Raw genomic sequence first — 23,154 nt, 5'->3', positions numbered from 1 at the left:
AGGTATATAATTATTTTTGCTATGCAGGAATATATTGGATTAGATAAGGAACCGGGTAAAATGGATTTCAGGTCAGTAATATTGTCATGTGTAACCCTCTCTATTTTGGTGGGTTGTGTCACGCATTCCCCCATTGATGCGAAGAAAACCACATCGCAGGTGGAGAGTTCTGGCCGAAATACGATGTCACCTTCCTGGCTGACGGATAAAGATATTTTTGGTAATGAAACCACGCTGGCGATCTCTGAAGACGATATTCAGGCGGCACTGGCAGAAGACAATTTTCGCGTACCGCTGAACTCACCCGTCATTCTGGTACAGTCTGGCAATCGGGCGCCAGAGACGGTCATGCAGCAGGAAATGAGTCGCTATTACACGGTTGCGACGTTTTCCGGCATTCCGGACAGGCAAAAAAAAGCGATCTGTAATAAAGACAAAAGCAAAGACGAGAACCAGGACGCGGCGGTTGCTGAGAATACCAACTGGATGCAGGCGCTACGCTACATTGCGGCGAAAGGGCATCAGAAAGCGATTATCGTTTATCAGGAGACGTTGCAGTCCGGTAGATTTGATGCCGCGACCAAAAGCATGGTCTGGTCGGATTTTAAAGCAGGGAAACAGCCTGACAGCACATCGCTACGCTATCTGGTGCGTTTCACGCTGGTGGATGTCGCGAGTGGCGATTGGGCGACCTGGTCACCGTTTAATTATGAGACCAAAATACTAACCCCGCAGCCTGGACAGAAGGCATCCGTAGAGACGGTGACGGAACAGCAGATTGTGCAACTTAAGCAACAAACGTATGCCGCAATGGTTAAGGACCTGGTGGCGCGTTATCAGTAACGCGCGACGTCTGCCATAGGTCATCCTGCTGGCAGACGGTTGCAGACGCTTCCCTAAACTGACCTGGCGTCCGTCCAGAGAGGCGAAACAGGTGTATTCAAGAAAGACGGGGAGACAGCGGCACTCCCTTCGTGTGTGCCGCATTCAGCAACCCTTGAGCGAAATGCCAACCCTTTTGGTGAAACAATAAGCACTATCACATTTTGAATGTGAAGTATTGGCTGGCGGTTTTCGTCTTGTCGGCTTTGTAAAATCCGCAATCAGTCCTATAGTCCACAGAGTTTCTTTGTTTACAGGATCCTCTAATGCGTTTTAACGGACTGAATAAAGGGTTTTTCCTCTTTCTTCTCGCCATGGTGACATGGGCTTTCTTCGACGTGCTGTCGCCATACTTTTCCGCCATTTTATGGGCTGCGATTCTGACGGTTATCTTCTACCCGGTAAAAAATAGGCTGCGTTCGGCGTTAGGGGAGCGTAACGGGGTAGCGTCTCTGCTGACGCTGGGTATCATCTGCCTGATCGTATTCATCCCGTTAATGCTGATCCTCTCCTCACTCGCCGTTGAACTGAATGTGGTGTACACCAAGCTGCAGCATAACGACGCTCAGTTCCCGGAAGTGGTGGCGAGCTTGTTTGCGCATATGCCGGAGTGGGCGCGTTCGTTTCTTGCCGATCACTCCCTTGATAACGCCGCAAAAATCCAGCAGAAGCTGTCGGATGTGGTGCTAAAGGGCGGGCAATATCTGGCCGGGAGCGCCTTCCTGATTGGCAAAGGCACCTTTGGTTTCGCGATCAGTTTCGGCATCATGCTCTACCTGCTCTTTTTCCTGCTCAAGGATGGCCCGTTTCTGGTTCGGCAGATCCTCGACTCGCTACCGTTGTCGAATTTCGTTAAGCAACATCTGTTTGCAAAGTTTGCGGCGGTCTCCCGGGCGACGGTAAAAGGCACGGTTGTGGTGGCGATCGTGCAGGGGACGTTGGGCGGAATTGCGTTTTACATTGTGGGGATTGATGGCAGCATTCTGTGGGGGGCGCTGATGGCGTTTCTGTCCCTGATCCCGGCAGTGGGTTCCGCGATCGTCTGGGTGCCAGCCGCCATTTATCTTTTTTCGACGCAGCAACTGTGGCAGGGCTTTTTCATCGTCGGTTTCTTCGTGGTGGTGGTAGGGCTGGTGGATAATATTCTGCGCCCCATTCTGGTCGGCAAAGATACCAAAATGCCTGATTACCTGATTCTTATCACCACGGTGGGCGGAATGGAGATTTATGGCATCAATGGTTTCGTCATTGGTCCACTCGTTGCCGCGCTGTTTATCGCCTGCTGGAACATTCTTTCCGGGCGCGATCACGCGGGGAATACCGAAGAACTCGATAAAGATTTTATTGAGGATGGCATCGCTGAGGATAATAAAGCCGAGTGATGCAAATCCGGATGGCGGCAGATGCCCCATCCGGTATCCATTAATGACCAATCATTCTCGCTTCCGGGATCAACCGGAAGTAGAGGTGATCCGGCACTGGGCTGTTCCAGACGTCCATTAGCATCGCGAATGCGATAAGGGCAAACATTATGCCGAGTACCAGCAGCGTCATCGCCATACCCGATAATGTTCCTCGCCGTATTTCAGCGTTTCCCGTTGGTGTCCGCAGGGAAAATGTCAGCGTTGAAGCCACCGGACAGGATTCCACACAGGTCATACAGCCAGTGCATTCAACCGTTCGCACCTGAATCAGCTTATCCACCGGGATTTGCGACGGGCAGTTTTTGGCACATTTCCCGCAATCAATACAGCTTTGCGCATTGCGGCGGATTTTGAATGGTGAGAGCAGGGAAAGCAGCCCGAGCAAGGCGCCATAGGGACACAGATAACGGCACCACGCGTTGCGAATGAACAAGCTTATGACCACCAGAAGGGCGATGCTCAGCAGGGTGATCGTGCCGATATTGCGAAAGAAATCGAGCATCTTCACATCGATAATAATCCCGTAGGCCGACATTAAAAAATACTGAATGCCCTGCGCTGGCATCGACAGCGAAATGTAGAGAAAAAAGGCCAGCAGCAGATATTTCAGGCTGCGCAGAGGGATATCCAGCCAACGGGGCAACGTAAAATTGCGACCAAACAATCTCTTACCCACATCGGCGATGAGTTCAGACAACGTACCTACCGGGCACAGCCACGAGCAGAACGACTTTTTGAGCAACAGACTTACCAGCATAAACGCGGCCAGCAGCAGCATGGCGGCGGCGTGAACAGGGGGAAGGATGCCGGTTTCCAGCGTATAGCGCAGGTTCATCAGGCCTGCGATGGGCAGCCAGCCTTCAATGCCGCCAGGTCGGGAAACGTACAGACTGGTGCCGCCGGTTTCGTAATAACGCACCCAGTAGTAAAACGTCACGCCAATATAAATATTGATCGCCATCAGCAGCCACTGCGTAGCTTTGCGCCAGGTAGAGGCATTACGCCAGTCGTTCCATGGCAGTTTACCGCCCGTTGTTCCGGGGCGGCGTTGCCAGCGCTTTCTGCTTTTTTCGCTCATTGCCTTCTGACGTCCATAAAGTGGCATTTTGAATGCTACTATCGTACGGCTATCCCGTTGAGCCAGCGTTGATTTATATCATTGCCTGATAATTGGGCAGCTTATGCTGCCCAATTCTTATAGATGAGTAATAAAACGCGCGAGCCGCTGTCGTAGCAGGCGGTTTTCCTGTCGTAAACGTGCGTTCTCTTCCAGTAGCGTGAGCGCCACGGCGATCCCCGGCCAGTCAAGCGCCAATTCTTCACGTAACCGTAGGGCGCGCTGTACCACAGTGGCGGCATGATCGTCGAACTGCCAGCTGTCCGCCGTTTCGGTGTAAGGTTCGATGACGCCCAGACCCACGATCTCGTTCAGGTCTTCCTCCGTCACGCCGGTGCGCAGGCAAAATTCGGTAACCGTAAAAGTGATGGTGACGTTAGCCATTATGCTTTCCCCCAATCTTTGCGCGGATCAAATCCTGACTGTGCCTCTGCCAGTTGCTGCCACAGCGCAGTCGCACGTTCATCCGGTTTAGGCGGCATCACGATCTTCAGCACGACATACAAATCACCGGTCTGTTTTTTACTGACCAGACCTTTACCTTTGATGCGTAAACGTTGTCCGGCCTGGCTGCCGGGGGGAATGGTGACCAGAATGCTCTCTTTCAGCGTGGGGACGGCAATCTTTGCGCCCAGCGCGGCTTCCCATGGGGCGAGCGGGACCACAATTTCCAGATCCTGGTTAACGATATCAAACAGGGGATGTGGTGCGATGTGGATCACCAGCCATAAATCGCCATTCGGTCCGCCGTTTTCACCCGGCGTCCCCTGGCCTTTCAGGCGAATGCGCTGACCATTTCCGACACCCGCCGGAATTTTCACATTCAGGGTTTTTGGAATTTCACGTTCAATCATGCCAAACGCATTGTAGACCGGCAGGTTATAGCTAATGGTTCGGTTGTGTTCAGCGAGTGTTTCTTCAAGAAAAACCGCGACTTCAATTTCAATATCATGTCCACGGCTGGCATGGCGCTGGCGAGACTGACGCGCGTGCTGACCAAAAATAGAGGAGAAGATATCGTCGAAGTCTTCGGCGTTGTAACTCTGGTTCTCTCCCTGCTGGAACTGACGGTTGAATTGCGGGTCATTGCGGTGTTGCCAGAGCTGATCGTACTCCGCGCGTCGCTGCTCATCGCTCAGCACTTCCCAGGCTTCAGCGACCTCTTTAAAGCGGGCTTCAGCATCGGGTTCTTTACTGACATCGGGATGATATTTGCGGGCCAGTCGGCGGTAAGCGGTCTTGATAGTCTTGAGATCGTCCGTCGGTTTCACGCCCATGATGGCGTAATAATCCTTTAATTCCATAGCGTTCTCTCGGGTTAATCAATACAGGCTAAAGGGATCCCTTAAAAGGTGTCATCGATAAGTGTAGGGTAATCCTGTCGAGGATGAATGCCAACCAGCGAAACAACATATCTTTACAGCCCAGAGGTTGCGTAAAACACGCCAGCCGCTAAGATAACTCGCGTCAATGAGTGAGGGTGTGATGGCGAAACGTCAACGGATGGGATGGTGGTTCCTCTGCCTGGCATGTGTCGTGGTGATGGTCTGTACCGCGCAGCGCATGGCGGGCCTGCATGCGTTGCAGATGGAGACCACCGCGATCGCGGCGACGGCGTCGCCGACGTCCGTGACAGAGGAAGCATCTCCCGTGACCCCGTGCGAGCTCAGTGCGAAATCGCTGCTTGCCGCGCCACCGGTCGTTTTTGAAGGCGCGATCCTCGCGCTCTGTTTACTCCTTGCCTTGTTAACGCCGTTCAGGACCGTACGCTTACCGTTCTTCCCACAACGCGTTATTTCTCCCCCCAGACTTCGGGTCCATCTCAGATTCTGCGTTTTCCGCGAATGACAGACTGGCTGTTTCGTACAGTAAGTTAATCATTCATGGAGAAAAATTATGATGTATGCCTTCAGGCAGGGACTGATCTGCCTGTTATTACTCTGGCTGCCCGCATCGTGGGCGACAGAGAGCGGCTGGCTGCGTTCCCCGCAGAACGATCATGCCAGCGTACGACTGCGTGCCGATACGTCAGCACAGGGGGAAACCCGTCTGCTGATCGACGTCAAACTGGAAAACGGCTGGAAGACATACTGGCGTTCGCCGGGGGAAGGCGGCGTTGCACCTGCCATTGCCTGGCAAGGAGAGATGCCCGTGGTGGACTGGTTCTGGCCGACACCGGACCGTTTTGACGTCGCCGGTATGACCACCAAGGGCTATCACCAACAGGTCACGTTTCCGCTGGCCGTCCGGGGACACACTCCCGACCGCATTGCCGGTGTGCTGACGCTCTCTACCTGTAGCAACGTGTGTCTGCTGACCGACTACCCGTTTTCGCTTACGGCCTCTCAACAGGATGCCGGATTTGCGCATGATTATGCTCAGGCGATGGGACGTGTGCCCCTGGCCCAGGGTCTGACTCAAACCCTGATCGCCGGTGCGCGTGACGGCGAGTTGGTGATCGAGGCGCAGCGCCGCGGTGGCTGGACCGCACCCGAGCTGTTCCTCGATAGCGTAGAGGACACGGATTTTGCTAAACCGCTGATCCGGGTCGATGGCGACAGACTGCACGCGACGGTGCCGGTTCACGATAGCTGGGGGGATGGGGCGCCGAATTTACGCGGTAAATCGCTCACGCTGGTGCTGGCGGATAACGGTGTGGCGCAGGAGAGCCAGCTTATCGTGGGTGATGCGCCGGTGACAGAATCCGCCAGACTCCCGCTCTGGCAGGTGGTTCTTATGGCGCTGATGGGAGGCGTGATCCTTAATCTGATGCCTTGCGTATTGCCGGTGCTGGGGATGAAGCTGGGTTCGATTTTGCTCGTTGAGGAGAAAAACCGCCACCAGATACGACGGCAGTTCCTCGCGTCGGTCGGGGGGATTTTGATCTCCTTCATGGCGCTGGCATTACTGATGACCGTGCTAAGACTGAGCAATCAGGCGCTCGGTTGGGGTATCCAGTTCCAGAATCCGTGGTTTATTGGCGCGATGGTGCTGGTGATGCTGACCTTCAGCGCCAGTCTGTTCGGCCTGTTTGAATTTCGCCTGCCGTCATCAATGACCACCCGACTGGCGACTTACGGTGGTAACGGCCTGGCGGGACATTTCTGGCAGGGCGCGTTTGCCACGCTGCTGGCGACACCGTGCAGCGCACCGTTTCTCGGTACAGCCGTGGCGGTGGCGCTGACGGCATCGCTGCCCGTGCTGTGGGGGCTTTTCTTCGCCCTCGGCGTTGGGATGAGTCTGCCGTGGTTGCTGGTCGCCCTGCGTCCGGGTCTGGCGCTTCGTCTGCCGCGACCGGGACGCTGGATGAACGGACTGCGACGCTTGCTCGGCTTAATGATGCTCGGTTCGGCCCTCTGGCTGGCAACGCTACTTCTGCCTCATCTGGGTTTTACCTCCCACAGTGCGGCGAAAGAGAGTGTCCGCTGGCAGCCGCTTAGCGAGCAGGCGATCACCGACGCGCTTGCGCAAAATAAGCGCGTATTTATCGATGTGACCGCCGACTGGTGCATTACCTGCAAGGTCAATAAATATAACGTGCTGAACACCGACGCGGTGCAGGCGGCGCTACAGCAACCGGATGTCGTGGCCCTGCGCGGCGACTGGACGCTGCCGTCTGATGACATTACGGCGTTTCTGAAATCACGCGGCCAGGTTGCCGTACCGTATAACCAAATCTATGGTCCCGGCTTACCGAAAGGTCAGGCGCTGCCGACGTTATTAACGCGCGACGGTCTGTTAGAAACACTGGCTAAAGCGAAAGGAGAAACGCCTTGAAATCCCTGATCATCCTGTTATTTACCCTGTTCAGCGCGTTCAGCCATGCCAAAGATGCCGCGCCGTTTACCCCGGAGCAAGAAAAACAGATCGAAGCCCTCATTCAGGAGGCGTTGTTTAACGATCCGGCCAGTCCGCGATTTGGCGCAAAACAGGCAAAACTGACGCTGGTGAATTTTACCGACTACAACTGTCCGTACTGCAAACAGCTTGATCCGCTGCTGGAAAAACTGGTGGCGAAATACCCTGACGTGGCGGTGATTATCAAACCGCTGCCGTTTAAAGGCGAAAGCTCGGTGCTCTCTGCGCGGACGGCGCTCACCACCTGGCGTGAGCATCCACAGCAGTTCCTCGCGCTGCATGAAAAGCTGATGCAAAAGAAGGGATACCACACTGACGTCAGCATTAAACAGGCGCAGGAAAAATCGGCGGCCAGCCCGGTCATACTGGATGAAAAAAGCAATGAAACGCTACGTACCAATCTGCAACTGGCGCGACTCGTCGGCGTTCAGGGAACACCCGCGACGATCGTTGGTGATGAGCTGATCCCGGGGGCCGTCTCCTGGGAGGTGCTTGAAGAAGTTGTTAAAGAAAAACTGGCGGTGGCAAATGGTCAGTAAGTTGCGGCGATGGCTGCGCGAAGGTGTGTTTTTTTTGCTCCTGTTGGCTGGTGGAATGTGGCTAATGGATGCCTGGCGCGCGCCACAGGCACCAACGGCTTTCGACAGTACACCGCTTTACACGCTGGATGGCGAACGGGTAACGCTGGCGGCATTAAGTGAGGAAGAGCCGCTACTGATCTATTTTTGGGCCACCTGGTGTGGCGTTTGCCGCTATACCACACCGGACGTTGCCCGCTTGCAGGCACAAGGGGAGAAGGTGCTGACCATCGCGCTGCGTTCGGGAGATGAACAGACGATTGCGCGCTGGCTGGCGCGTAAAGGGATCTCTTTTCCCGTGGTCAACGATGCTAATGGCGCACTTTCCCGCAGTTGGGATATCAGCGTCACCCCCACGCTGATTGTGTTGTCAAAAGGGCAGGTGGTTTCTACGACCAGCGGCTGGACCAGCTACTGGGGGATGCGCCTGCGGCTAGGGTGGGCGAAAATCAGTTGAGTCAAAACCGGGGAAACCCGGTTTTTTTACACCATAAAATAGCCGTAACACTATGTGATTTAAATATTTAAGGCAGAAAGTAAACGGGTTGAATCTATATTTTCGCGGTTTTTATCATTGCAAATGACAAGGAGTAATGGCATATCATGTAGCGATATAACGTTGTTAATGCTTACAGGGATTATAAATAAATGCGCAAGGGTAAAGTTATTATTGCATCAATGATGGTGCTTTGTGTCCTTATTTTTCTGATTGCGATCGCCTGGTTTATGTTGTTTCAGGGGGAAATGACGGCGCCGACGGCAGAAGAAAAAAAAACTGCTGTTTTACAGGCTGCGGGCTTACTTAAGACGGATGCTCAGGATAAAAAATCGATTGAGAGTTTATATCAGCGTGCGATTATCGTGCGCACGGTGAATCTCGATTCCGGCGAGTGGGTGACGGATAAAACGGCCGCACAAGGATGTAAAAAACTCGCTCCGGAGCAGGACCCTGCACAGATTCGTCAACGCTGTTCGCTGGCGGAAGTTTATCTGGTAAAAGATAAGTATAATAAGATTCAGCAGGTTATCATTCCTGTTTCGGGCAAAGGAGCGAAATCGATGATGCATGCATTTCTCTCTTTGGGACTGGACGGTCGTACGGTGAACAATCTGTATTATTATCAGCAGCGGGAGACGCCATTTCTGGGGGCAAGAGTGAAAGATGAAAGCTGGCGTCAACAATGGCCGGGGAAAAAGGTGGCTGATGATAATGGAACGCCGGCGTTGAAAATAGTTCAGGAGAAATCAGGGAAGTATAATGAATATACCGTTGATGGTATTTCTGGTGCGACGCTGACGTCAACGGGCGTTGAAAAGAGTATTAACTACTGGATCAGTGAGCAGGGTTATGGCCCATTTTTGCAGCGACTGAAACAAGACCCGGAGATGTTGTATCGCTGAATCAAGTGTACCTGCGGATAATTTACTTTAAGCCAGTAGGCGCAGTATCAATCATTTTTTACGGATTTACGCAACGTAACATTTAATTCCTGACGGTCGGGGGCGTATATTACCCGCCGTCAGATTTCGCCCTCCATCACATATCAATGAAATAAATTTACATAACTTGTCACCCGTTGACATTTTTATGATCCAGGTCATGTACAACGCCAGTAAAAATCGATAATGATAATAATTATCATTTGTGTTATTTGGTGCGTATCGTGCGTAAGTTTTGCCTCTCACTGCTGGTAACTCTCTTCAGTCTGCTCATAAGCGTTAGCGTATGGGCCGCGACAAACTATGCTCCGTTTATTGAGGATATTGAGCAACGCCTTGATAAAACAGCAGAACTTTATTCTCAACAGCGCACCGATGAGGCGCGCCGCACGGTACAAATGGCCTACTTTGAGGTGTTTGAAAATCTCGAAGGCCCCATCCGCATCAACATCTCCGCCAGTAAAAGTTACGAAATGGAGAGCGCCTTCGGTGAAATCCGGCGGATGATTGGCGAGAAAAAACCGCTCGCTGATGTGCAGTCGAAAATCGACTGGCTGAAGGCATCGCTACGAGAAGTCGAACCGGTGCTGGACGGCGGACACCGACTGGTGGCGGAAGAGCAGCACAGCGCGCTCACCCGAACGGATATCGCTGTTCACTGGCAAGAGAGCGTCCGTATTATCGACGATCTGCTGGCCCAGGCGGTGAATGACTATCAGGCCGGGAACTACGCTACGGCCAGTCAGCATGTCCAGCAGGCGCACTATCAGGGATTCAAAAACTCTGAGATGGAAATGTCGGTCAGGCAGAATCGCTCAGCCAAAGATGCCGCAGCCATCAACCAACAGTTTTCCGCGCTGATTGCACTTGCCGCTCAACCCGATCGCCTCAACGACGTCTCTTATCAGGTCACCACGCTCTTACAGGATATTGAGGATATTCTGCCAGGCTTACCGACAACCCGCGACGATCAGCTGATTGCAGCCCCACAAACCGCAGACAACGGTCCGGCGGCGGAGGAGAGTACGCGGACAAACTGGGGTGAAGTGGCGGGCGGAATCAATCAGAGCATTCAGGACGCTATTGCGCGGTATCAACGCGGCGAGACGCAGAATGCCATTCTGGATGTTCAGGACAGCTATTTCGATCGCTTCGAAGCCAGCGGCATGGAAAACAAAATCGGCTCCCGTGATTCGGCGTTCAAAACCACGCTGGAAGCCTACTTCACCCGTCTGGTCAGCTTGATGAAGGCTGGTCAACCGGCAGAAAGACTCCAGTCAGAAGCGAGCGCGCTCGAGCAGGATCTGCAAAAAGCGGTGACGATGCTTGGCGAAGGAGAAGAGACGCAATGGAGTCTGCTGCTTTACAGCCTGATGATCATCGTCCGTGAAGGGTTGGAAGCCCTGCTGATCGTGGCGGCGATTGTCGCCTACATGGTGAAAAACAATCATCAGGATAAGCTGCCGCTGATTCGCCAGTCAGTGATCGTAGCCCTGGTCGCCAGCGTAATCACCGCAGTGATTTTCCAGTTGCTGTTCACCAACTCGGGCGCCAGTCGGGAACTGCTGGAAGGCATCACGATGTTGATTGCGGTCGTGATGCTGTTCTTCATGAGCTACTGGCTGCTGTCCAAAGTGGAAGCCCGACACTGGAAGGCCTGGCTGGAAGGCAAGCTGTCCCACTCACTGACGACAGGGTCGCTGGTAGGGCTGTGGCTGACTAGTTTCCTCGCGGTCTATCGCGAAGGCGCCGAAACGGTTCTGTTCTACTACGCCCTGATCGGCGATGCCAAAGATGTCGCCGGACACATGGCGATTGGCGCGGGCTTTGTTATTGGCTGTGTCGTGTTACTGGCGGCGTGGCTGGTCATGCGTTATTCGGTGGTGCGTTTGCCGCTGAAACCCTTCTTTATGTTTACCGGCAGTTTCATGTACCTGATGGCCTTCGTGTTTGCGGGCAAAGGTGTACTGGAGCTGGTGGAAGGCAAACTGTTCCAGCCAACGTTGATTAACGGTTTCCCGGAAATCAGCTGGCTGGGGATTTATCCCTATGTGGAAACGCTGTTACCGCAGGCCGTATTGCTGCTCGCTGCGCTGGTTGCGCTGTGGGTTATGCGGCGAAAAAGCGCCGTTCCTGGGGAAACAATAAAAAACACTCTGTAGTTGTGATTTTAGACGAGAGGATATGTCTGATGACCATGAAGAAAACCCTAATTGCCAGCGCAGTGATGGCCGGAATTTTCACCGCACCGGCAGCGTTCGCCTTTAAAGAGTACCCGGCGGGCGAGCCTGTCGTGATGAATGAAATGGAGCTGGCCGCCGTTTATCTGCAGCCGATTGATATGGAGCCGCGCGGCATGGGCTTACCGGCAGCCAAAGCCGATATTCACCTTGAGGCGGATATTCACGCGGTCGAAGGCAGCAAAAACGGCTTTGGCGCAGGAGAGTGGATCCCCTATCTGACCATCAGCTACACCCTGGTCAACAGCGATACCGGTGAAAAACAGGAAGGAACGTTTATGCCGATGGTCGCCAGCGATGGCCCTCACTATGGCGCGAACGTCAAGATGATGGGCGTGGGCAACTACAAAGTGACTTACCACATTGAACCGCCGTCAAAAGCGGGGATGCACCGTCACACCGACAGTGACACTGGTGTCGGTCGCTGGTGGAAACCGTTTGATGTGAGCTACGAATTTAAATACGTCGGTCTGAACTAAGAAAACCGATGCGCCGGGATGCTAACTCATCCCGGCCGAGTCAATCCGCTGTTCTGAGTCGATGTCATGAGTTACTTTTTCGTCACCACGTTACAGGTCTTTTTCTGCATCGCGTTACTCTCCGGCGTTCTCTGGAGTCGAAACGATCCCCCTTCCTTACGCCCTCTGGGCTGGACGCTGCTTATTGGTCTGGCAGCCGGCGTGCTGGCAGGACTGACGCTGCGCGGTTCACAACCGGTACAGCTGTTACTGGTCGGAACGGAAGTGATGGTCACGTTGCTGTTTGTGCTCAGCTTCTGGTGGGCGGGAAACCGTGTGCGCTATTTGTGGCAAGGGATTCTGGTCTTTGGCGCAGCGCGTCACTGGGCGCTCGATCCGAATCTCGGTGGCTTAACCAGCACGCATGTCCTGAATACTGAACTGCTGCTGAATTTGACGGCAGTGGTGCTCGCCTTCGCGATCCTTTGTCTGGCTGGCGTGCTTTGCGCCATGCTGCTGCGCCGAATCCGCGTGCTGTACTGGCCATTCACCCTCATTCTGCTGGTCATGCTGTGGCTGCCGTTAAGCGGTAATTTGCTGTTGCTGTTGATGAAGCTACAGGTACTGCCGCTGGCGAAATCGCTGCTGAGCTTTGTGGCGAAAGTGACCAATAATGCGCCAGCCTATAACTGGATGGCGGTGGGATTACTGCTGCTCCTGGCGCTGTGCTGGCTGCCGTCGTTGCTGAGCGCTCATCGTCAGACGCGGGCAACAGAAGAACCGATTGCACATCGCCTGGCGCTGGCGCAGCGGCGTAATGCGCTACGGCTTTGGCTGGTCACCCTCGGCTGTGCCGTGGTGGTGATTGCCGGGCAACTGTGGTGGGACAACGTCGCGTCTCAGCCGCCGCAGCTTTCGCAAGCCATCCCGGTAACGCTCGCCAGCGACGGCAGTATTCATCTGCCGGTTGAACAACTGCGGGACGGTAAGTTGCATCGCTTTGTCTGGGTGGCTGACGATGGCAAAGCCGTGCGCTTTTTCATCATCAACCGTTATCCCGACAAACTGCGCTTTGGCGTGGTGTTTGATGCCTGTCTATTGTGCGGCGATCAGGGCTATGTGATGGAAGGCAATCAGGTCATTTGCGTCGCCTGTGGGGTACATATTTTTATCCCTTCCATTGGCAAACCCGGCGGTTGCAATCCGGTACCGATTGAAAACTGGCACAACGATGAAAAAGAGTTAGTGATCCCCGGTAAAGAACTGGCCGCTGGCGTGAACTACTTCTCGACGGTGATGACCATTCAGGTGACCGATCCGGTTGATGGTTCAACGCTGACCAATACCTCGGCGGACTTCAAGTACAGCTACGGCGGTAAGACCTGGTTCTTTTCCTCCGAAGAGAACTATGACCGTTTTCGTCAAACGCCGGAACAGTTTGTTCCTGCTGAACTGAGGGAGGAGTAACGATGCTGTGGCGAATGTTACGACAATCCTGGGGACGCAACCTGCGGCGTAAAGGGCTGGCGATTATCACGGTCTTTCTTGCAGCCAGCCTGATCTCGGCGCTGCTGGCGGTGTCGATCGATATCGGTGACAAAATGTCGAGGGAGCTCAAATCCTACGGCGCAAACATCCTGATTGAGCCTGCCGGACAAGCGGCATTGCCTGCGCTGTTTAGCGAAAGCAGTAATCCGCTCTCTGGGCAGGATTTCCTTGATGAAGCTGAATTGCCGAATATCAAAGATATTTTCTGGCGCAATAACATTGTCGGTTTTGCGCCGATGCTGGGCGGTGAAGTCACCGTGAACGATAACGCGGTGCGCATTCTCGGGACGTTCTTCAGCCAACCGGTCGATATTCCGGATGAAGGGGGATATGAAACCGGACAGAAAACGGTTAGCCCGTTCTGGCAGGTGACCGGCGACTGGCCGCAGGAAGGCGAGAACAGTCCACCGCAAACGCTCGTGGGGCATGCGCTGGCGCGACAAACAGGATGGAAAGCGGGTGATACGCTGGTATTAAACAACGCGGATACAACAGTGCCTGTCACCGTCAGCGGGATCCTCTCCAGCGGCGGCGAGGAAGATAACCAACTGGTGATGCCGCTCGCGATAGCGCAGACGCTATTGGGGTTGCCCGGCAAGGTGCAGGCCATTCGTGTTTCGGCGCTGACGGTACCGGAAAATGAGCTTTCACGTCGCGCGCGGGAAAATCTGGATGCGCTTAATGCGGAAGAGTACGACCTCTGGTACTGCACTGCTTATGTTTCTTCTATCGCCCACCAACTGGAGGAGGCGATCTCCGGGGCGGAGGTGCGCCCGGTCTGGCAAGTCGCCGCCTCTGAAGGGGTGGTGATTGACAAAATTCAGTTGCTGATGGCGGTGGTGACGATTGCCGCGCTGGCGGCATCGGCAATGGGGATCGCCTCGCTGATGACCAGCACCATTATGGAACGAGCCAAAGAGATCGGTCTGATGAAGGCGCTTGGCGCGCGTCAGTGGCAGATCATGCTGCTGTTCTACCTCGAAGCCGCTTCCAGTGGGCTGGCAGGCGGGGCGCTGGGATGCGTTGCCGGATGGGGGCTGGCGAAAGCGATTGGCGTGATGCTGTTCGACGCACCGCTTGAATTCGCGTGGATTGTGGTGCCATGTGTACTGGTGGTTGCGATGTTGATTGCCCTGATCGGAACCTGGTTCCCGGCGCGGCGCATTGCGCGACTGTATCCCGTGGAGGTGCTGTATGGCCGCTAAACGGACAATGCTCTGGCTGCTGGTGTGGCGGGCGCTGCGCCTGCGTTTTCAGCGGGTCAGCGTGGTTTTTGCCGCGCTGATGGTGGGGGCGACCATCGTGACGGCGCTGAGCGCGGTATGGTTCGACATCAATACTAAAATGAGTGAAGAGTTACGCACCTTCGGCGCCAACTTCTACATCGGGCCGGGGCACGGCGCGAGTATGCCGCAGCGGGAGCTACAGACCCTTCTGGATGATGCGCCAGCGGGGCTGGTTCACGGTGCCAGTCCGTGGTTATACGGCATGGCGCGTACCGAACTGGAAAAAGTGGTGATCGTCGGCGTCTGGTTTGAATCATTGCAAAAACTGGTGCCTTACTGGCAGGTCCAGGGGAGCTGGATTGGCGTCAGCTTCGACGATCGCAACGCGATGATTGGCGTCAAGCTGGCGGAGCGCCTCAACGTTCAGCCCGGCGATAACGTCGCGCTGGTCGATCATAACCAGCGGAAAAACCTGCAGATTAAAGGCATTGTTGAAGCCGGTTACGCCACGGACAACATGCTGATCGTCAGCCTCGACGTGGCGCAAGCCTGGCTGCATCAGCCGGGGAAAATCAGCCACGGCCTGTTGAGCGTCAGTAATGATGTTGGCCAGGTTGATCGCTATGCCAGCCGGTTGCAAAGCCAGTATCCGGATCTGGAGATTCGCCCGGTGCGTAAAGTCTCCGCCTCAGAAGGACAGGTGCTGGATAAGATCAAAGGGCTGATGGGACTGGTATCGCTGGTGATTCTGGCGCTCTCTTCCCTGTGCGTGAATACCACCCTGATGGCGATAGTCGGCGAGCGTGCCCGCGAGTTCGCTCTGCAAAAAGCGCTGGGTGCCAGCAATGGCGACATCGTACGGCAAATCTTGCTGGAAACCTGCATTATCGCCCTTGCGGCCGTAGTGTGCGGCTGGTTGTTGGGGTATTTGCTGGCGCAACTGTTGGGACTGACAGTATTCAACGCGGCGATCTCGCTGCGTCTGCCGGTGCTGCCCATCACCCTCGTATTGTCTTTACTGGTCGCCATTCTGGCGGCGATTGTTCCGGTACGGCGTGCGGTCAGCGTCGAACCCGCTAACGTGCTGAAAGGAGAGTAGCGCCATGTCCGTGACGCAGATTCCACAGGTGGCGATCGAAACACGTCACCTCTATAAACGGTTTGGCGACGTTACCGCCCTGGATGATATTAACCTGCGAATTACGCAAGGGGAGTTTGTCGCCATCATGGGGGCCTCCGGCTCCGGGAAAACGACGCTGATGAACATCCTCACCTGTCTGGATACCGCAACGGAAGGTCAGGTGTTTCTTGAGGGTACGGACGCCGCCGCGCTGGATGAAGAGGGACGGCGTCGTTTTCGCGCCGAGAAGATTGGCCTGGTGTTCCAGCAATTCCATCTCATTCCCTTTTTAACCGCGCTGGAAAATATCATGCTGGCGCAGCACTACCACAGCGTGGTGGACGAGGCAGCAGCCAGAAAAGTACTGGAACAGGTCGGCCTTGGGCACCGCGTCACCCATTTACCCAGCCAGCTTTCCGGTGGGGAGCAGCAGCGTGTCTGTATTGCGCGGGCGCTGGTGAATGAGCCGCCGGTCATTTTCGCGGATGAACCGACAGGCAACCTCGATGAAGAGAATGAACAGCGGGTGTTGGATTTGCTTACCGATTTGCACCGCCAGGGGCGCACGATAGTCATGGTGACGCATAACCCGGCGCTTGGGCAGTTTGCCGATCGCATTTTGCGTCTGCAACATGGAAAGTATCTGGGAGAGGAGGCGATGCAACATGCGCTGGCTTAACGTTTTCATTCTCTCACTGGCGGTATTGCTCAGTGGCTGTAAAGAGGAAAAGCTGGCTGTCGGCGAAACGGCTCCGGCGCTGGCGGCCTTCGATTTACAAGGCCAGGAGTCCGGACTGGATCGCTGGCAGGGAAAATCCATCTACCTCAATTTCTGGTCGGCAGGCTGCGGTGGTTGTCTGGCGGAGATGGATTCGCTGGAAACGCTCAGCCAGAAATGGGGCGATAGCGTGGTAGTGGTGGCGGTGAATACCGATCCGGGTACGGTCAACCTGGATGCGCTACTGGCGAAGCACCAGGTGTCGTATCCGGTCCTTCGCGATCAGATGAAAATCACTCAGGAACGATACCAGGTCATCGGCACACCGACCTCGGTCCTGATTGATCCACAAGGCCGGGTGCTGGAGTGGCATCAGGGAATGCGTAAACCGGCGGAATTAGCCGCCACGTTCGCCCGTCTCGCGGGGCAATAAGTTTTCGGTGGAGGGATACCGCTGATGGCATTTATCTGGAACGACGAGAGCCTGGCTCTCCTGCGTGAAAACGCGGGCGTCCTCTCGACGCAACACATTGCGCAGATGCTGTGCACCAATGTGACGGTGGTGCGCAATATGGCTTACCGGCTGAAACTCAGTTTGCGTGTGTCGGCGTATAGCCAGAAGAGAATTCAACAGGTTCAGGCATTGTATGAATCCGATGAACCGCTGACCATGAAGGAGATTGCCGTGCGAACCGGGCTTACGTTCAGCACGGTGCAGTACATCGTCTATGTCAAACTGAAACATAAGCCCTATGCCACCCGCGAGTTTATCGCGTTCGAAACACAGGATGCGGTGCATTACCGCGTGCAAAAAGAGTTTGTCGATACCGAGCGTACGCGACTGCAACAACCGATGGATAACAGCCGTTTTCAGGAACTGTATCTCAAAGACGGGACAGCCTACTGCGCGCGTAACATCCGCCATGAAGTCATTATCTCTGAATAGCGGAAACCACATTTCGTTCGCTGACGAAGCAAGCATCGTCGCAAGCATTCAGGATAGGTCATCTTCTCCTTACAGGACGCTGAAGCATGACCCTTCTTTTTGCATTCGACCCCGACCAGGTTGTGATGATTGCCTTAACCTTTGTTCTTGCTGGGATGGTGAAAGGCGTCACCGGCATGGGGCTGCCTACTGTGGCAATGGGGATCCTCGGCTCGCTGATCTCTCCGGTTGCGGCGGCGGCTATGCTGTTGTTACCTTCGCTTATCAGCAATCTGTTTCAGTTTGGCGGCGGTGGAAATACCCGGATGTTGCTGAAGCGACTCTGGCCTATGCTGCTAACGGTGGTGATTGCCACACTGTTGGCCAGCGTCTGGATCACCGGTGGCGAGACTTCCCGCACACAGTTTGCGCTCGGGCTGGCGCTGATGGTGTATGCGCTCTGGACCCTGGCGGGAAAACGAATTGCGATCGCACCGCGGCGTGAAAAACCGCTCTCACTGGTTGTCGGATTCGCTACCGGCTTGTTGACCGGCGGAACGGGCGTCTTTGTGATGCCGGCGGTGCCGTGGATCCAGTCGCTGGGCTTTGAGAAGGATGAACTGGTTCAGGCGCTCGGTATCTCTTTTACCTTTTCCACGCTGGCGTTAGCACTGGGTCTGTGGTGGCACGACGCGCTCCCCGTGCAGTCGCTGAGCTTATCGGCATTCGCCATCGTTCCGGCGCTGCTCGGCCAGTGGGCAGGCACTCGTATCCGACGGGTCATCTCACCCGTTGTCTTTAAACGTTGCTTTCTGTTTTGTCTGCTGGGGCTAAGTATCGAAATGATGCTCCGTGCTGTGACTTAATGACAAAATCGTGCCATGGTTAACCCCTCCCCGAGGCTGAGAGGTCAGTATGACGTCAATAGTCGTAAATGAAGAAGACGGCGAACTCGAATCACGAATGGCGCTGACGGCGGCGGTGATGGCGGACAAATCGCGATCCCGGATGCTGTGTGCGCTGATGGATGGCCGGGCATGGACGGCGACGGAACTGAGCGCGGTGGCGGATATCTCGCCGTCTACCGCCAGTGCGCACCTGGCCCGTCTGTGCGAGCAGCGGTTCGTGGTTTCTCTCGCCCAGGGGCGGCACCGCTATTTTCGCCTTGCAAGCGCAGACATTGCGGAACTGCTGGAGCGTCTGATGGGCGTCGCCTGGACATCAACGGCGTCGCGGAAAATCACTACGCCTTTGAGTTTGCGTCAGGCGCGGACCTGTTATGACCATCTGGCCGGAGAAGTGGCGGTGAGACTGTTTGATACGCTGGTTTCCCGACAGTGGCTGACGGCAGATGGCGAAACCCTGACGCCTCTGGGTGAGGAGAAACTGGCGGATCTGGGCATTGTGGTACAGGCCAGCGTGTCGCGACGCAAATTTAGCTGCGGCTGTCTGGACTGGAGCGAGCGACGTTATCATCTGGGTGGTGTACTTGGCGCGGCGCTACTGACCTGGCTTACCGGGCAGCGGTGGATCAAAACAGCACCGGGAAGCCGCCAGGTCACCTTCACGCCCTCCGGGATCCGCAAGCTGCAAATGATATTTGGCATCAATATGATGCGCTGAATCCCTGTTTTTGCGGTCTCGTTCCCAAAAATGTGTCATATATCTGTCACACTTATGAATGACGAATAACAACACGAGGTCGTAGGGATGAACAAATCGTTAATTGCCGCCGCTGTGGCAGGGGTTGTGATGGTGTCTTCTGCCGCGCAGGCACAAACGGTGCCGGAAGGCTATCAGCTACAGCAAGTATTGATGATGAGTCGACATAACTTACGTGCGCCGCTGGCGAACAATGGCAGCGTGCTGGAGCAGTCCACTCCGAATAAATGGCCTGAATGGGATGTGCCGGGCGGACAGCTCACCACCAAAGGTGGCGTGCTGGAAGTGTATATGGGCCATTACATGCGTGAATGGCTGGCAGAGCAGGGGATGGTGAAATCCGGCGAGTGCCCGGCACCGGATACGGTCTATACCTATGCCAACAGTCTGCAGCGTACGGTCGCGACCGCCCAGTTCTTTATCACCGGTGCGTTCCCTGGCTGCGATGTTCCGGTGCATCACCAGGAAAAAATGGGCACCATGGACCCCACCTTTAACCCGGTGATCACCGATGATTCGGCGGCTTTCCGCGAGAAAGCCGTACAGGCGATGGAAAAAGAGCGCGGCCAGATGCAACTTGATGACAGCTACAAGTTGCTGGAACAGATGATCAACTACAAAGACTCGCCATCATGCAAGGAAAAACAGCAGTGTTCGCTGACTGACGCTAAAGATACCTTTAGCGCGAACTATGAGCAGGAGCCCGGTGTCTCCGGACCGCTGAAAGTGGGGAACTCGCTGGTGGACGCCTTCACGCTGCAATACTACGAAGGATTCCCGATGGATCAGGTGGCCTGGGGCGAAATTAAATCCGATCAGCAATGGAAGGTGTTGTCGAAACTGAAAAATGGCTATCAGGACAGCCTGTTTACCTCTGCGGAGGTCGCACGTAACGTGGCGAAACCGCTGGTGAAATACATCGACAAAGCGCTGGTGACCGAACAGGCGAAAGCGCCGAAAATTACCGTGCTGGTGGGGCATGACTCAAACATCGCCTCACTGCTTACCGCACTGGAATTCAAACCCTATCAGTTACATGATCAAAACGAACGTACGCCGATTGGCGGCAAAATTGTCTTCCAGCGCTGGCATGACACGAAGGCCAACCGCGATCTGATGAAAATTGAGTATGTGTATCAGAGTTCAGAGCAGCTGCGTAATGCGGATGTGCTGACGCTGAAAGCCCCGGCGCAACGCGTGACTCTGGAGTTGAAAGGATGCCCGATTGATGCGAACGGTTTCTGTCCGATCGACAAGTTTGACGCGCTGCTGAATGAGGCGGCGAAATAAATGAGGTTCCCCCGCGCAAGCGGGGGATTTAACGGCTTAAACGTTTTTACGTTCGATGGTCTGTTCGCCCCAGAAGAGCGCGTCTTTATCTGTCTTATCAAAGGCTTTGATGAGCACTTCATCGCTGCCTTCTTCCCAAATTTTTTCTGCCAGCTTTTCGTCATATCCGGCAACTTCAAATATGGCTTCGGCTATTTCCGGCGATGTATTGCGCAGACTTGCCCACTCACCGACGTGATGAGCCTTCGCTTCTTGAGTTGGCATTCTTATCCTCCCGTTGAAGATTAGCCGTTGAGCTTCACTGCCAGACCGGCAACGTATTCGCCCTGATAACGTGCGATAGAGAGTTCTTCCTGACTGGGCTGGCGTGAACCGTCACCCCCGGCAATGGTCGTTGCGCCATAAGGCGTACCACCGCGAACTTGCGAAACATCGAACAGTTCCTGTGCGGCGTAGCCGATGGGCACAATCACCATCCCATGATGGGCAAGTGTAGTCCATGTAGACGTAATCGTTTGTTCCTGACCGCCGCCTGTCCCGGTAGAACTGAAAACGCTGGCGAGTTTGCCATACAGCGCGCCGGACGCCCACAATCCGCCCGTCTGATCGAGGAAGGTACGCATCTGGCCTGACATATTGCCAAAGCGCGTTGGCGTACCAAAAATAATGGCGTCGTAATCCGCCAGTTCTTGCGGGGTGGCGACGGGCGCATTTTGCGTCTTGCCTCCGGCTTTGGCAAAAATTTCAGCTGGCATGGTTTCCGGTACACGCTTAATCACGACCTCTGCGCCGTCCACTTTGTTTGCCCCTTCCGCTACCGCGTGCGCCATCGTTTCGATGTGTCCGTACATGGAATAATAAAGCACCAGAACTTTAGCCATTTGTACTACTCCTCGTATTAACCGTGTCTGTAGCGATTCGCTACCCTCTTTAAAGATATGACGTGGCGCTGAGAGTGCAAATATCACGACCATTTCTTTGATTTATAACAAATTTTAGGACAGCCTGTTTTGTAGCAAAATGATACATTTTCTCGCCGCTAAATTTTGCTAATCATAAGAAAGGCTTATTGATAAACTGAGGCAATTATTTCTCAACACGGACTTAAGCTGTTGCAGGATATTACCAGCGGCGGGCCGAACGCTCTGTATTGCCTAAGCTTAGTTTCACGTCGCGAGGTGAATGGCATCCGCCATCCGTGGCGTGAGGAGTCACTCCTCAGTACCTATGCAATATGATGTCTAATCAATGACGGAGGTCAGTAATGGCAAACCATCGAGGCGGTTCCGGTAATTTTGCCGAAGACCGCGAAAGAGCATCAGAAGCAGGTAAGAAAGGTGGTCAGCACAGCGGGGGGAATTTTAAAAATGACCCGCAGCGTGCCTCTGAAGCAGGTAAAAAAGGGGGCAAGAGCAGTGGTGGTAGCCGTAACAGCTAGCATTGCCGCACTTGTCGATCATCATGTTCAGCCTCCCCTTACTGCGTGATGACGCCACCGCCGCCGGATACTCCGGCGGTTTTTTTTGCCCGTCAGGTTGAACTGAAAGGAAACGCCACGCAGACTATGCGCCACTGACAGATTCACCGAACAAGGAAAGGGCATGGCCGAACGTGCTGAGAAAAAAACAGGTAAACGCTCGCAGGCGGTCAGCGCGAAACGCGAAGCGATTCTGACAGCCGCATTAAATACGTTTTCACAATATGGTTTTCACGGCACCCGTATTGAACACATTGCCGAGCAGGCCGGCGTCTCCAAAACCAATCTTCTTTATTACTACCCGTCAAAAGAGGCGCTGTATGTCGCCGTGCTACGTCAAATTCTGGATATCTGGCTGGCGCCCTTAAAAGCGTTTAGGGAAGATTTTGCGCCATTGGCTGCCATTAAAAAGTACATCCGGCTGAAGCTGGAAGTGTCCCGTGATTACCCGCAGGCCTCGCGTCTTTTTTGCATGGAGATGCTGGCCGGTGCGCCGCTGTTGATGGATGAATTGACCGGCGATCTGAAAACGCTGATTGATGAAAAGTCCGCCCTGATTGCCGGTTGGGTGAAGAGCGGCAAACTGGCGCCGATCGACCCGCATCATCTGATCTTCATGATTTGGGCTTCAACACAGCATTACGCCGATTTTGCGCCTCAGGTTGAGGCGGTGACGGGCGCAACGCTGCGTGACGAAACCTTTTTTAATCAGACGGTTGAAAACGTTCAACGCATGATTATTGAGGGAATTCGCGTTCGTTAATTGGCAGGCGGCAGTGGGCAGCTCATATCGCCTTCTTCGCACTGTAGCAGCGAGGCGAGAAACGCTTCACGCTCGGCGGTTTTATCCGCCAGACACTGATTGGCGATCATCACCTGAGCACTTCCCCCCTCGGTGCCGGAGCTGATAAGCGCGCAGTCGGCATCGCGCATGGCGATCCACGCGGTCTGCGCCTTTTTCAGCAGTTCCTGCTGTGGCGGGGCTGCGCGTTTCAGCGCATTCTGATACGTTTCATTCAGTTCTTTGTCTGCCGTCTGATACTGGGTGACGGCACAGGTATTCATTTCCGCTTGCGTGCTGGCATTTGCGCAGTCATCGGCCAGCGCCTGACCGCTGAGCAGCAGCGCAGCGCAGGTGAGTAGTATTCGTTTCATCATTCCCTCTGGCTCCATAAAAAAAGGCCCCGTTTC

At 54.6% G+C, this 23,154-nt stretch carries 26 protein-coding genes; 20 read left to right on the top strand and 6 right to left on the bottom strand.

From position 1 onward, the window contains the following. Positions 1 to 60 precede the first annotated feature (60 nt). Together OGW13_RS22500 and OGW13_RS22495 are read left to right on the top strand one after the other, a co-directional pair. Positions 61 to 843, top strand: a complete 783-nt coding sequence (locus OGW13_RS22500; protein ID WP_090050563.1) for a lipoprotein YafT — start codon at positions 61 to 63, stop codon at positions 841 to 843. Positions 844 to 1,148: 305 nt separating this feature from the next. After that, the gene (locus OGW13_RS22495) at positions 1,149 to 2,264 is read left to right on the top strand and encodes an AI-2E family transporter (protein ID WP_043001062.1); all 1,116 of its coding nucleotides are present in this window, start codon (positions 1,149 to 1,151) and stop codon (positions 2,262 to 2,264) included. A gap of 40 nt (positions 2,265 to 2,304) precedes the next feature. Here OGW13_RS22495 and OGW13_RS22490 read toward each other — a convergent pair whose 3' ends face one another. The 3 genes from OGW13_RS22490 to cbpA form a co-directional block, all read right to left on the bottom strand. Continuing rightward, positions 2,305 to 3,384, bottom strand: a complete 1,080-nt coding sequence (locus OGW13_RS22490) for a 4Fe-4S binding protein (RefSeq protein ID WP_061070261.1) — start codon at positions 3,382 to 3,384, stop codon at positions 2,305 to 2,307. A gap of 117 nt (positions 3,385 to 3,501) precedes the next feature. Further along, positions 3,502 to 3,807, bottom strand: coding sequence for a chaperone modulator CbpM (cbpM, locus tag OGW13_RS22485; RefSeq protein ID WP_044258082.1), 306 nt, complete (start codon positions 3,805 to 3,807; stop codon positions 3,502 to 3,504). Next, entirely contained in the window at positions 3,807 to 4,727 is a 921-nt protein-coding gene (gene cbpA, locus OGW13_RS22480; RefSeq protein ID WP_044258080.1) for a curved DNA-binding protein, read from the bottom strand. Before cbpA ends, cbpM begins: the two co-directional genes overlap by 1 nt. A gap of 181 nt (positions 4,728 to 4,908) precedes the next feature. On the opposite strand from cbpA, the gene OGW13_RS22475 reads away from it, so the two are divergent. The 16 genes from OGW13_RS22475 (at position 4,909) to agp (ending at position 20,486) form a co-directional block, all read left to right on the top strand. Continuing rightward, positions 4,909 to 5,271: a hypothetical protein gene (locus tag OGW13_RS22475; protein ID WP_043001957.1), complete on the top strand. Its 363-nt coding sequence runs from the start codon at positions 4,909 to 4,911 to the stop codon at positions 5,269 to 5,271. A 48-nt stretch (positions 5,272 to 5,319) separates the two neighbouring features. After that, positions 5,320 to 7,200, top strand: coding sequence for a cytochrome c biogenesis protein CcdA (locus OGW13_RS22470; RefSeq protein ID WP_248382215.1), 1,881 nt, complete (start codon positions 5,320 to 5,322; stop codon positions 7,198 to 7,200). Then, on the top strand, positions 7,197 to 7,820 hold the full coding sequence (locus OGW13_RS22465; RefSeq protein ID WP_044264187.1) for a DsbA family protein: 624 nt from the start codon (positions 7,197 to 7,199) through the stop codon (positions 7,818 to 7,820). Before OGW13_RS22470 ends, OGW13_RS22465 begins: the two co-directional genes overlap by 4 nt. Next, positions 7,810 to 8,316, top strand: a complete 507-nt coding sequence (locus OGW13_RS22460; RefSeq protein ID WP_044258074.1) for a protein disulfide oxidoreductase — start codon at positions 7,810 to 7,812, stop codon at positions 8,314 to 8,316. Before OGW13_RS22465 ends, OGW13_RS22460 begins: the two co-directional genes overlap by 11 nt. Before the next feature lie 191 nt (positions 8,317 to 8,507). Continuing rightward, positions 8,508 to 9,260: an NADH:ubiquinone reductase (Na(+)-transporting) subunit C gene (gene nqrC, locus OGW13_RS22455; RefSeq protein ID WP_044264182.1), complete on the top strand. Its 753-nt coding sequence runs from the start codon at positions 8,508 to 8,510 to the stop codon at positions 9,258 to 9,260. A 263-nt stretch (positions 9,261 to 9,523) separates the two neighbouring features. After that, the gene (locus tag OGW13_RS22450) at positions 9,524 to 11,461 is read left to right on the top strand and encodes an FTR1 family iron permease (protein WP_054177336.1); all 1,938 of its coding nucleotides are present in this window, start codon (positions 9,524 to 9,526) and stop codon (positions 11,459 to 11,461) included. Positions 11,462 to 11,490: 29 nt separating this feature from the next. Beyond that, entirely contained in the window at positions 11,491 to 12,018 is a 528-nt protein-coding gene (locus OGW13_RS22445; protein ID WP_042319779.1) for an iron transporter, read from the top strand. 66 nt (positions 12,019 to 12,084) lie between these two features. Further along, entirely contained in the window at positions 12,085 to 13,464 is a 1,380-nt protein-coding gene (locus tag OGW13_RS22440) for a Fe-S-containing protein (protein WP_044258071.1), read from the top strand. Between the two features lie 2 nt (positions 13,465 to 13,466). Next, positions 13,467 to 14,750: an ABC transporter permease gene (locus tag OGW13_RS22435; RefSeq protein WP_287116491.1), complete on the top strand. Its 1,284-nt coding sequence runs from the start codon at positions 13,467 to 13,469 to the stop codon at positions 14,748 to 14,750. Then, positions 14,740 to 15,870, top strand: a complete 1,131-nt coding sequence (locus OGW13_RS22430) for an ABC transporter permease (protein WP_287116490.1) — start codon at positions 14,740 to 14,742, stop codon at positions 15,868 to 15,870. The genes OGW13_RS22435 and OGW13_RS22430 overlap by 11 nt, the downstream gene beginning before the upstream one ends. Before the next feature lie 4 nt (positions 15,871 to 15,874). Beyond that, positions 15,875 to 16,570: an ABC transporter ATP-binding protein gene (locus OGW13_RS22425; RefSeq protein ID WP_043001051.1), complete on the top strand. Its 696-nt coding sequence runs from the start codon at positions 15,875 to 15,877 to the stop codon at positions 16,568 to 16,570. Further along, positions 16,557 to 17,042: a TlpA family protein disulfide reductase gene (locus OGW13_RS22420; RefSeq protein ID WP_043001050.1), complete on the top strand. Its 486-nt coding sequence runs from the start codon at positions 16,557 to 16,559 to the stop codon at positions 17,040 to 17,042. Before OGW13_RS22425 ends, OGW13_RS22420 begins: the two co-directional genes overlap by 14 nt. Before the next feature lie 24 nt (positions 17,043 to 17,066). Continuing rightward, positions 17,067 to 17,555 (top strand): MarR family transcriptional regulator, encoded by a 489-nt coding sequence (locus tag OGW13_RS22415; RefSeq protein ID WP_044327672.1) that lies wholly within the window; start codon positions 17,067 to 17,069, stop codon positions 17,553 to 17,555. An 86-nt stretch (positions 17,556 to 17,641) separates the two neighbouring features. Further along, positions 17,642 to 18,400 (top strand): sulfite exporter TauE/SafE family protein, encoded by a 759-nt coding sequence (locus tag OGW13_RS22410; RefSeq protein ID WP_043001048.1) that lies wholly within the window; start codon positions 17,642 to 17,644, stop codon positions 18,398 to 18,400. Between the two features lie 49 nt (positions 18,401 to 18,449). Next, complete coding sequence (locus tag OGW13_RS22405; RefSeq protein WP_044258062.1) at positions 18,450 to 19,157, top strand: ArsR/SmtB family transcription factor; 708 nt, start codon at positions 18,450 to 18,452, stop codon at positions 19,155 to 19,157. Positions 19,158 to 19,244: 87 nt separating this feature from the next. Then, the gene (gene agp / locus OGW13_RS22400) at positions 19,245 to 20,486 is read left to right on the top strand and encodes a bifunctional glucose-1-phosphatase/inositol phosphatase (RefSeq protein ID WP_104446370.1); all 1,242 of its coding nucleotides are present in this window, start codon (positions 19,245 to 19,247) and stop codon (positions 20,484 to 20,486) included. 36 nt (positions 20,487 to 20,522) lie between these two features. On the opposite strand, the gene OGW13_RS22395 is transcribed toward agp, so the two are convergent. Beyond that, a complete protein-coding gene (locus OGW13_RS22395) occupies positions 20,523 to 20,750 on the bottom strand; it encodes a YccJ family protein (RefSeq protein ID WP_042319758.1) in 228 nt (75 codons plus the stop codon). Positions 20,751 to 20,770: 20 nt separating this feature from the next. Further along, the gene (gene wrbA, locus OGW13_RS22390; protein ID WP_043001045.1) at positions 20,771 to 21,367 is read right to left on the bottom strand and encodes an NAD(P)H:quinone oxidoreductase; all 597 of its coding nucleotides are present in this window, start codon (positions 21,365 to 21,367) and stop codon (positions 20,771 to 20,773) included. Between the two features lie 383 nt (positions 21,368 to 21,750). Between wrbA and OGW13_RS22385 the strand changes: the two genes are divergently transcribed. Together OGW13_RS22385 and rutR are read left to right on the top strand one after the other, a co-directional pair. After that, positions 21,751 to 21,924 carry a con-10 family general stress protein gene (locus OGW13_RS22385; protein ID WP_043001044.1) on the top strand — a complete coding sequence of 58 codons (174 nt, stop codon included), beginning with the start codon at positions 21,751 to 21,753 and terminating at the stop codon, positions 21,922 to 21,924. Positions 21,925 to 22,087: 163 nt separating this feature from the next. Next, positions 22,088 to 22,726: an HTH-type transcriptional regulator RutR gene (gene rutR / locus OGW13_RS22380; RefSeq protein WP_043001043.1), complete on the top strand. Its 639-nt coding sequence runs from the start codon at positions 22,088 to 22,090 to the stop codon at positions 22,724 to 22,726. On the opposite strand, the gene OGW13_RS22375 is transcribed toward rutR, so the two are convergent. After that, the gene (locus OGW13_RS22375; protein WP_043001955.1) at positions 22,723 to 23,118 is read right to left on the bottom strand and encodes a lysozyme inhibitor LprI family protein; all 396 of its coding nucleotides are present in this window, start codon (positions 23,116 to 23,118) and stop codon (positions 22,723 to 22,725) included. The genes rutR and OGW13_RS22375 overlap by 4 nt on opposite strands. Positions 23,119 to 23,154: the final 36 nt, after the last annotated feature.

Origin of the sequence: Citrobacter sp. Ca225 (assembly GCF_030337175.1) — a bacterium.
GTDB lineage: Bacteria > Pseudomonadota > Gammaproteobacteria > Enterobacterales > Enterobacteriaceae > Citrobacter_A > Citrobacter_A amalonaticus.
Note: the sequence above shows the minus strand (reverse complement) of the source record. Positions and strands in the feature narration are given on the sequence as shown.

Excerpts from the sequence above, each read along its gene's own strand:
- OGW13_RS22500 (WP_090050563.1), top strand. The coding sequence starts at position 61 with ATGGATTTCAGGTCAGTAATATTGTCATGTGTAACCCTCTCTATTTTG.
- OGW13_RS22495 (WP_043001062.1), top strand. The coding sequence starts at position 1,149 with ATGCGTTTTAACGGACTGAATAAAGGGTTTTTCCTCTTTCTTCTCGCC.
- OGW13_RS22490 (WP_061070261.1), bottom strand. The coding sequence starts at position 3,384 with ATGAGCGAAAAAAGCAGAAAGCGCTGGCAACGCCGCCCCGGAACAACG.
- cbpM (WP_044258082.1), bottom strand. The coding sequence starts at position 3,807 with ATGGCTAACGTCACCATCACTTTTACGGTTACCGAATTTTGCCTGCGC.
- cbpA (WP_044258080.1), bottom strand. The coding sequence starts at position 4,727 with ATGGAATTAAAGGATTATTACGCCATCATGGGCGTGAAACCGACGGAC.
- OGW13_RS22475 (WP_043001957.1), top strand. The coding sequence starts at position 4,909 with ATGGCGAAACGTCAACGGATGGGATGGTGGTTCCTCTGCCTGGCATGT.
- OGW13_RS22470 (WP_248382215.1), top strand. The coding sequence starts at position 5,320 with ATGATGTATGCCTTCAGGCAGGGACTGATCTGCCTGTTATTACTCTGG.
- OGW13_RS22460 (WP_044258074.1), top strand. The coding sequence starts at position 7,810 with ATGGTCAGTAAGTTGCGGCGATGGCTGCGCGAAGGTGTGTTTTTTTTG.
- nqrC (WP_044264182.1), top strand. The coding sequence starts at position 8,508 with ATGCGCAAGGGTAAAGTTATTATTGCATCAATGATGGTGCTTTGTGTC.
- OGW13_RS22445 (WP_042319779.1), top strand. The coding sequence starts at position 11,491 with ATGACCATGAAGAAAACCCTAATTGCCAGCGCAGTGATGGCCGGAATT.
- OGW13_RS22440 (WP_044258071.1), top strand. The coding sequence starts at position 12,085 with ATGAGTTACTTTTTCGTCACCACGTTACAGGTCTTTTTCTGCATCGCG.
- OGW13_RS22435 (WP_287116491.1), top strand. The coding sequence starts at position 13,467 with ATGCTGTGGCGAATGTTACGACAATCCTGGGGACGCAACCTGCGGCGT.
- OGW13_RS22430 (WP_287116490.1), top strand. The coding sequence starts at position 14,740 with ATGGCCGCTAAACGGACAATGCTCTGGCTGCTGGTGTGGCGGGCGCTG.
- OGW13_RS22425 (WP_043001051.1), top strand. The coding sequence starts at position 15,875 with ATGTCCGTGACGCAGATTCCACAGGTGGCGATCGAAACACGTCACCTC.
- OGW13_RS22420 (WP_043001050.1), top strand. The coding sequence starts at position 16,557 with ATGCGCTGGCTTAACGTTTTCATTCTCTCACTGGCGGTATTGCTCAGT.
- OGW13_RS22415 (WP_044327672.1), top strand. The coding sequence starts at position 17,067 with ATGGCATTTATCTGGAACGACGAGAGCCTGGCTCTCCTGCGTGAAAAC.
- OGW13_RS22410 (WP_043001048.1), top strand. The coding sequence starts at position 17,642 with ATGACCCTTCTTTTTGCATTCGACCCCGACCAGGTTGTGATGATTGCC.
- OGW13_RS22405 (WP_044258062.1), top strand. The coding sequence starts at position 18,450 with ATGACGTCAATAGTCGTAAATGAAGAAGACGGCGAACTCGAATCACGA.
- agp (WP_104446370.1), top strand. The coding sequence starts at position 19,245 with ATGAACAAATCGTTAATTGCCGCCGCTGTGGCAGGGGTTGTGATGGTG.
- OGW13_RS22395 (WP_042319758.1), bottom strand. The coding sequence starts at position 20,750 with ATGCCAACTCAAGAAGCGAAGGCTCATCACGTCGGTGAGTGGGCAAGT.
- wrbA (WP_043001045.1), bottom strand. The coding sequence starts at position 21,367 with ATGGCTAAAGTTCTGGTGCTTTATTATTCCATGTACGGACACATCGAA.
- OGW13_RS22385 (WP_043001044.1), top strand. The coding sequence starts at position 21,751 with ATGGCAAACCATCGAGGCGGTTCCGGTAATTTTGCCGAAGACCGCGAA.
- rutR (WP_043001043.1), top strand. The coding sequence starts at position 22,088 with ATGGCCGAACGTGCTGAGAAAAAAACAGGTAAACGCTCGCAGGCGGTC.
- OGW13_RS22375 (WP_043001955.1), bottom strand. The coding sequence starts at position 23,118 with ATGAAACGAATACTACTCACCTGCGCTGCGCTGCTGCTCAGCGGTCAG.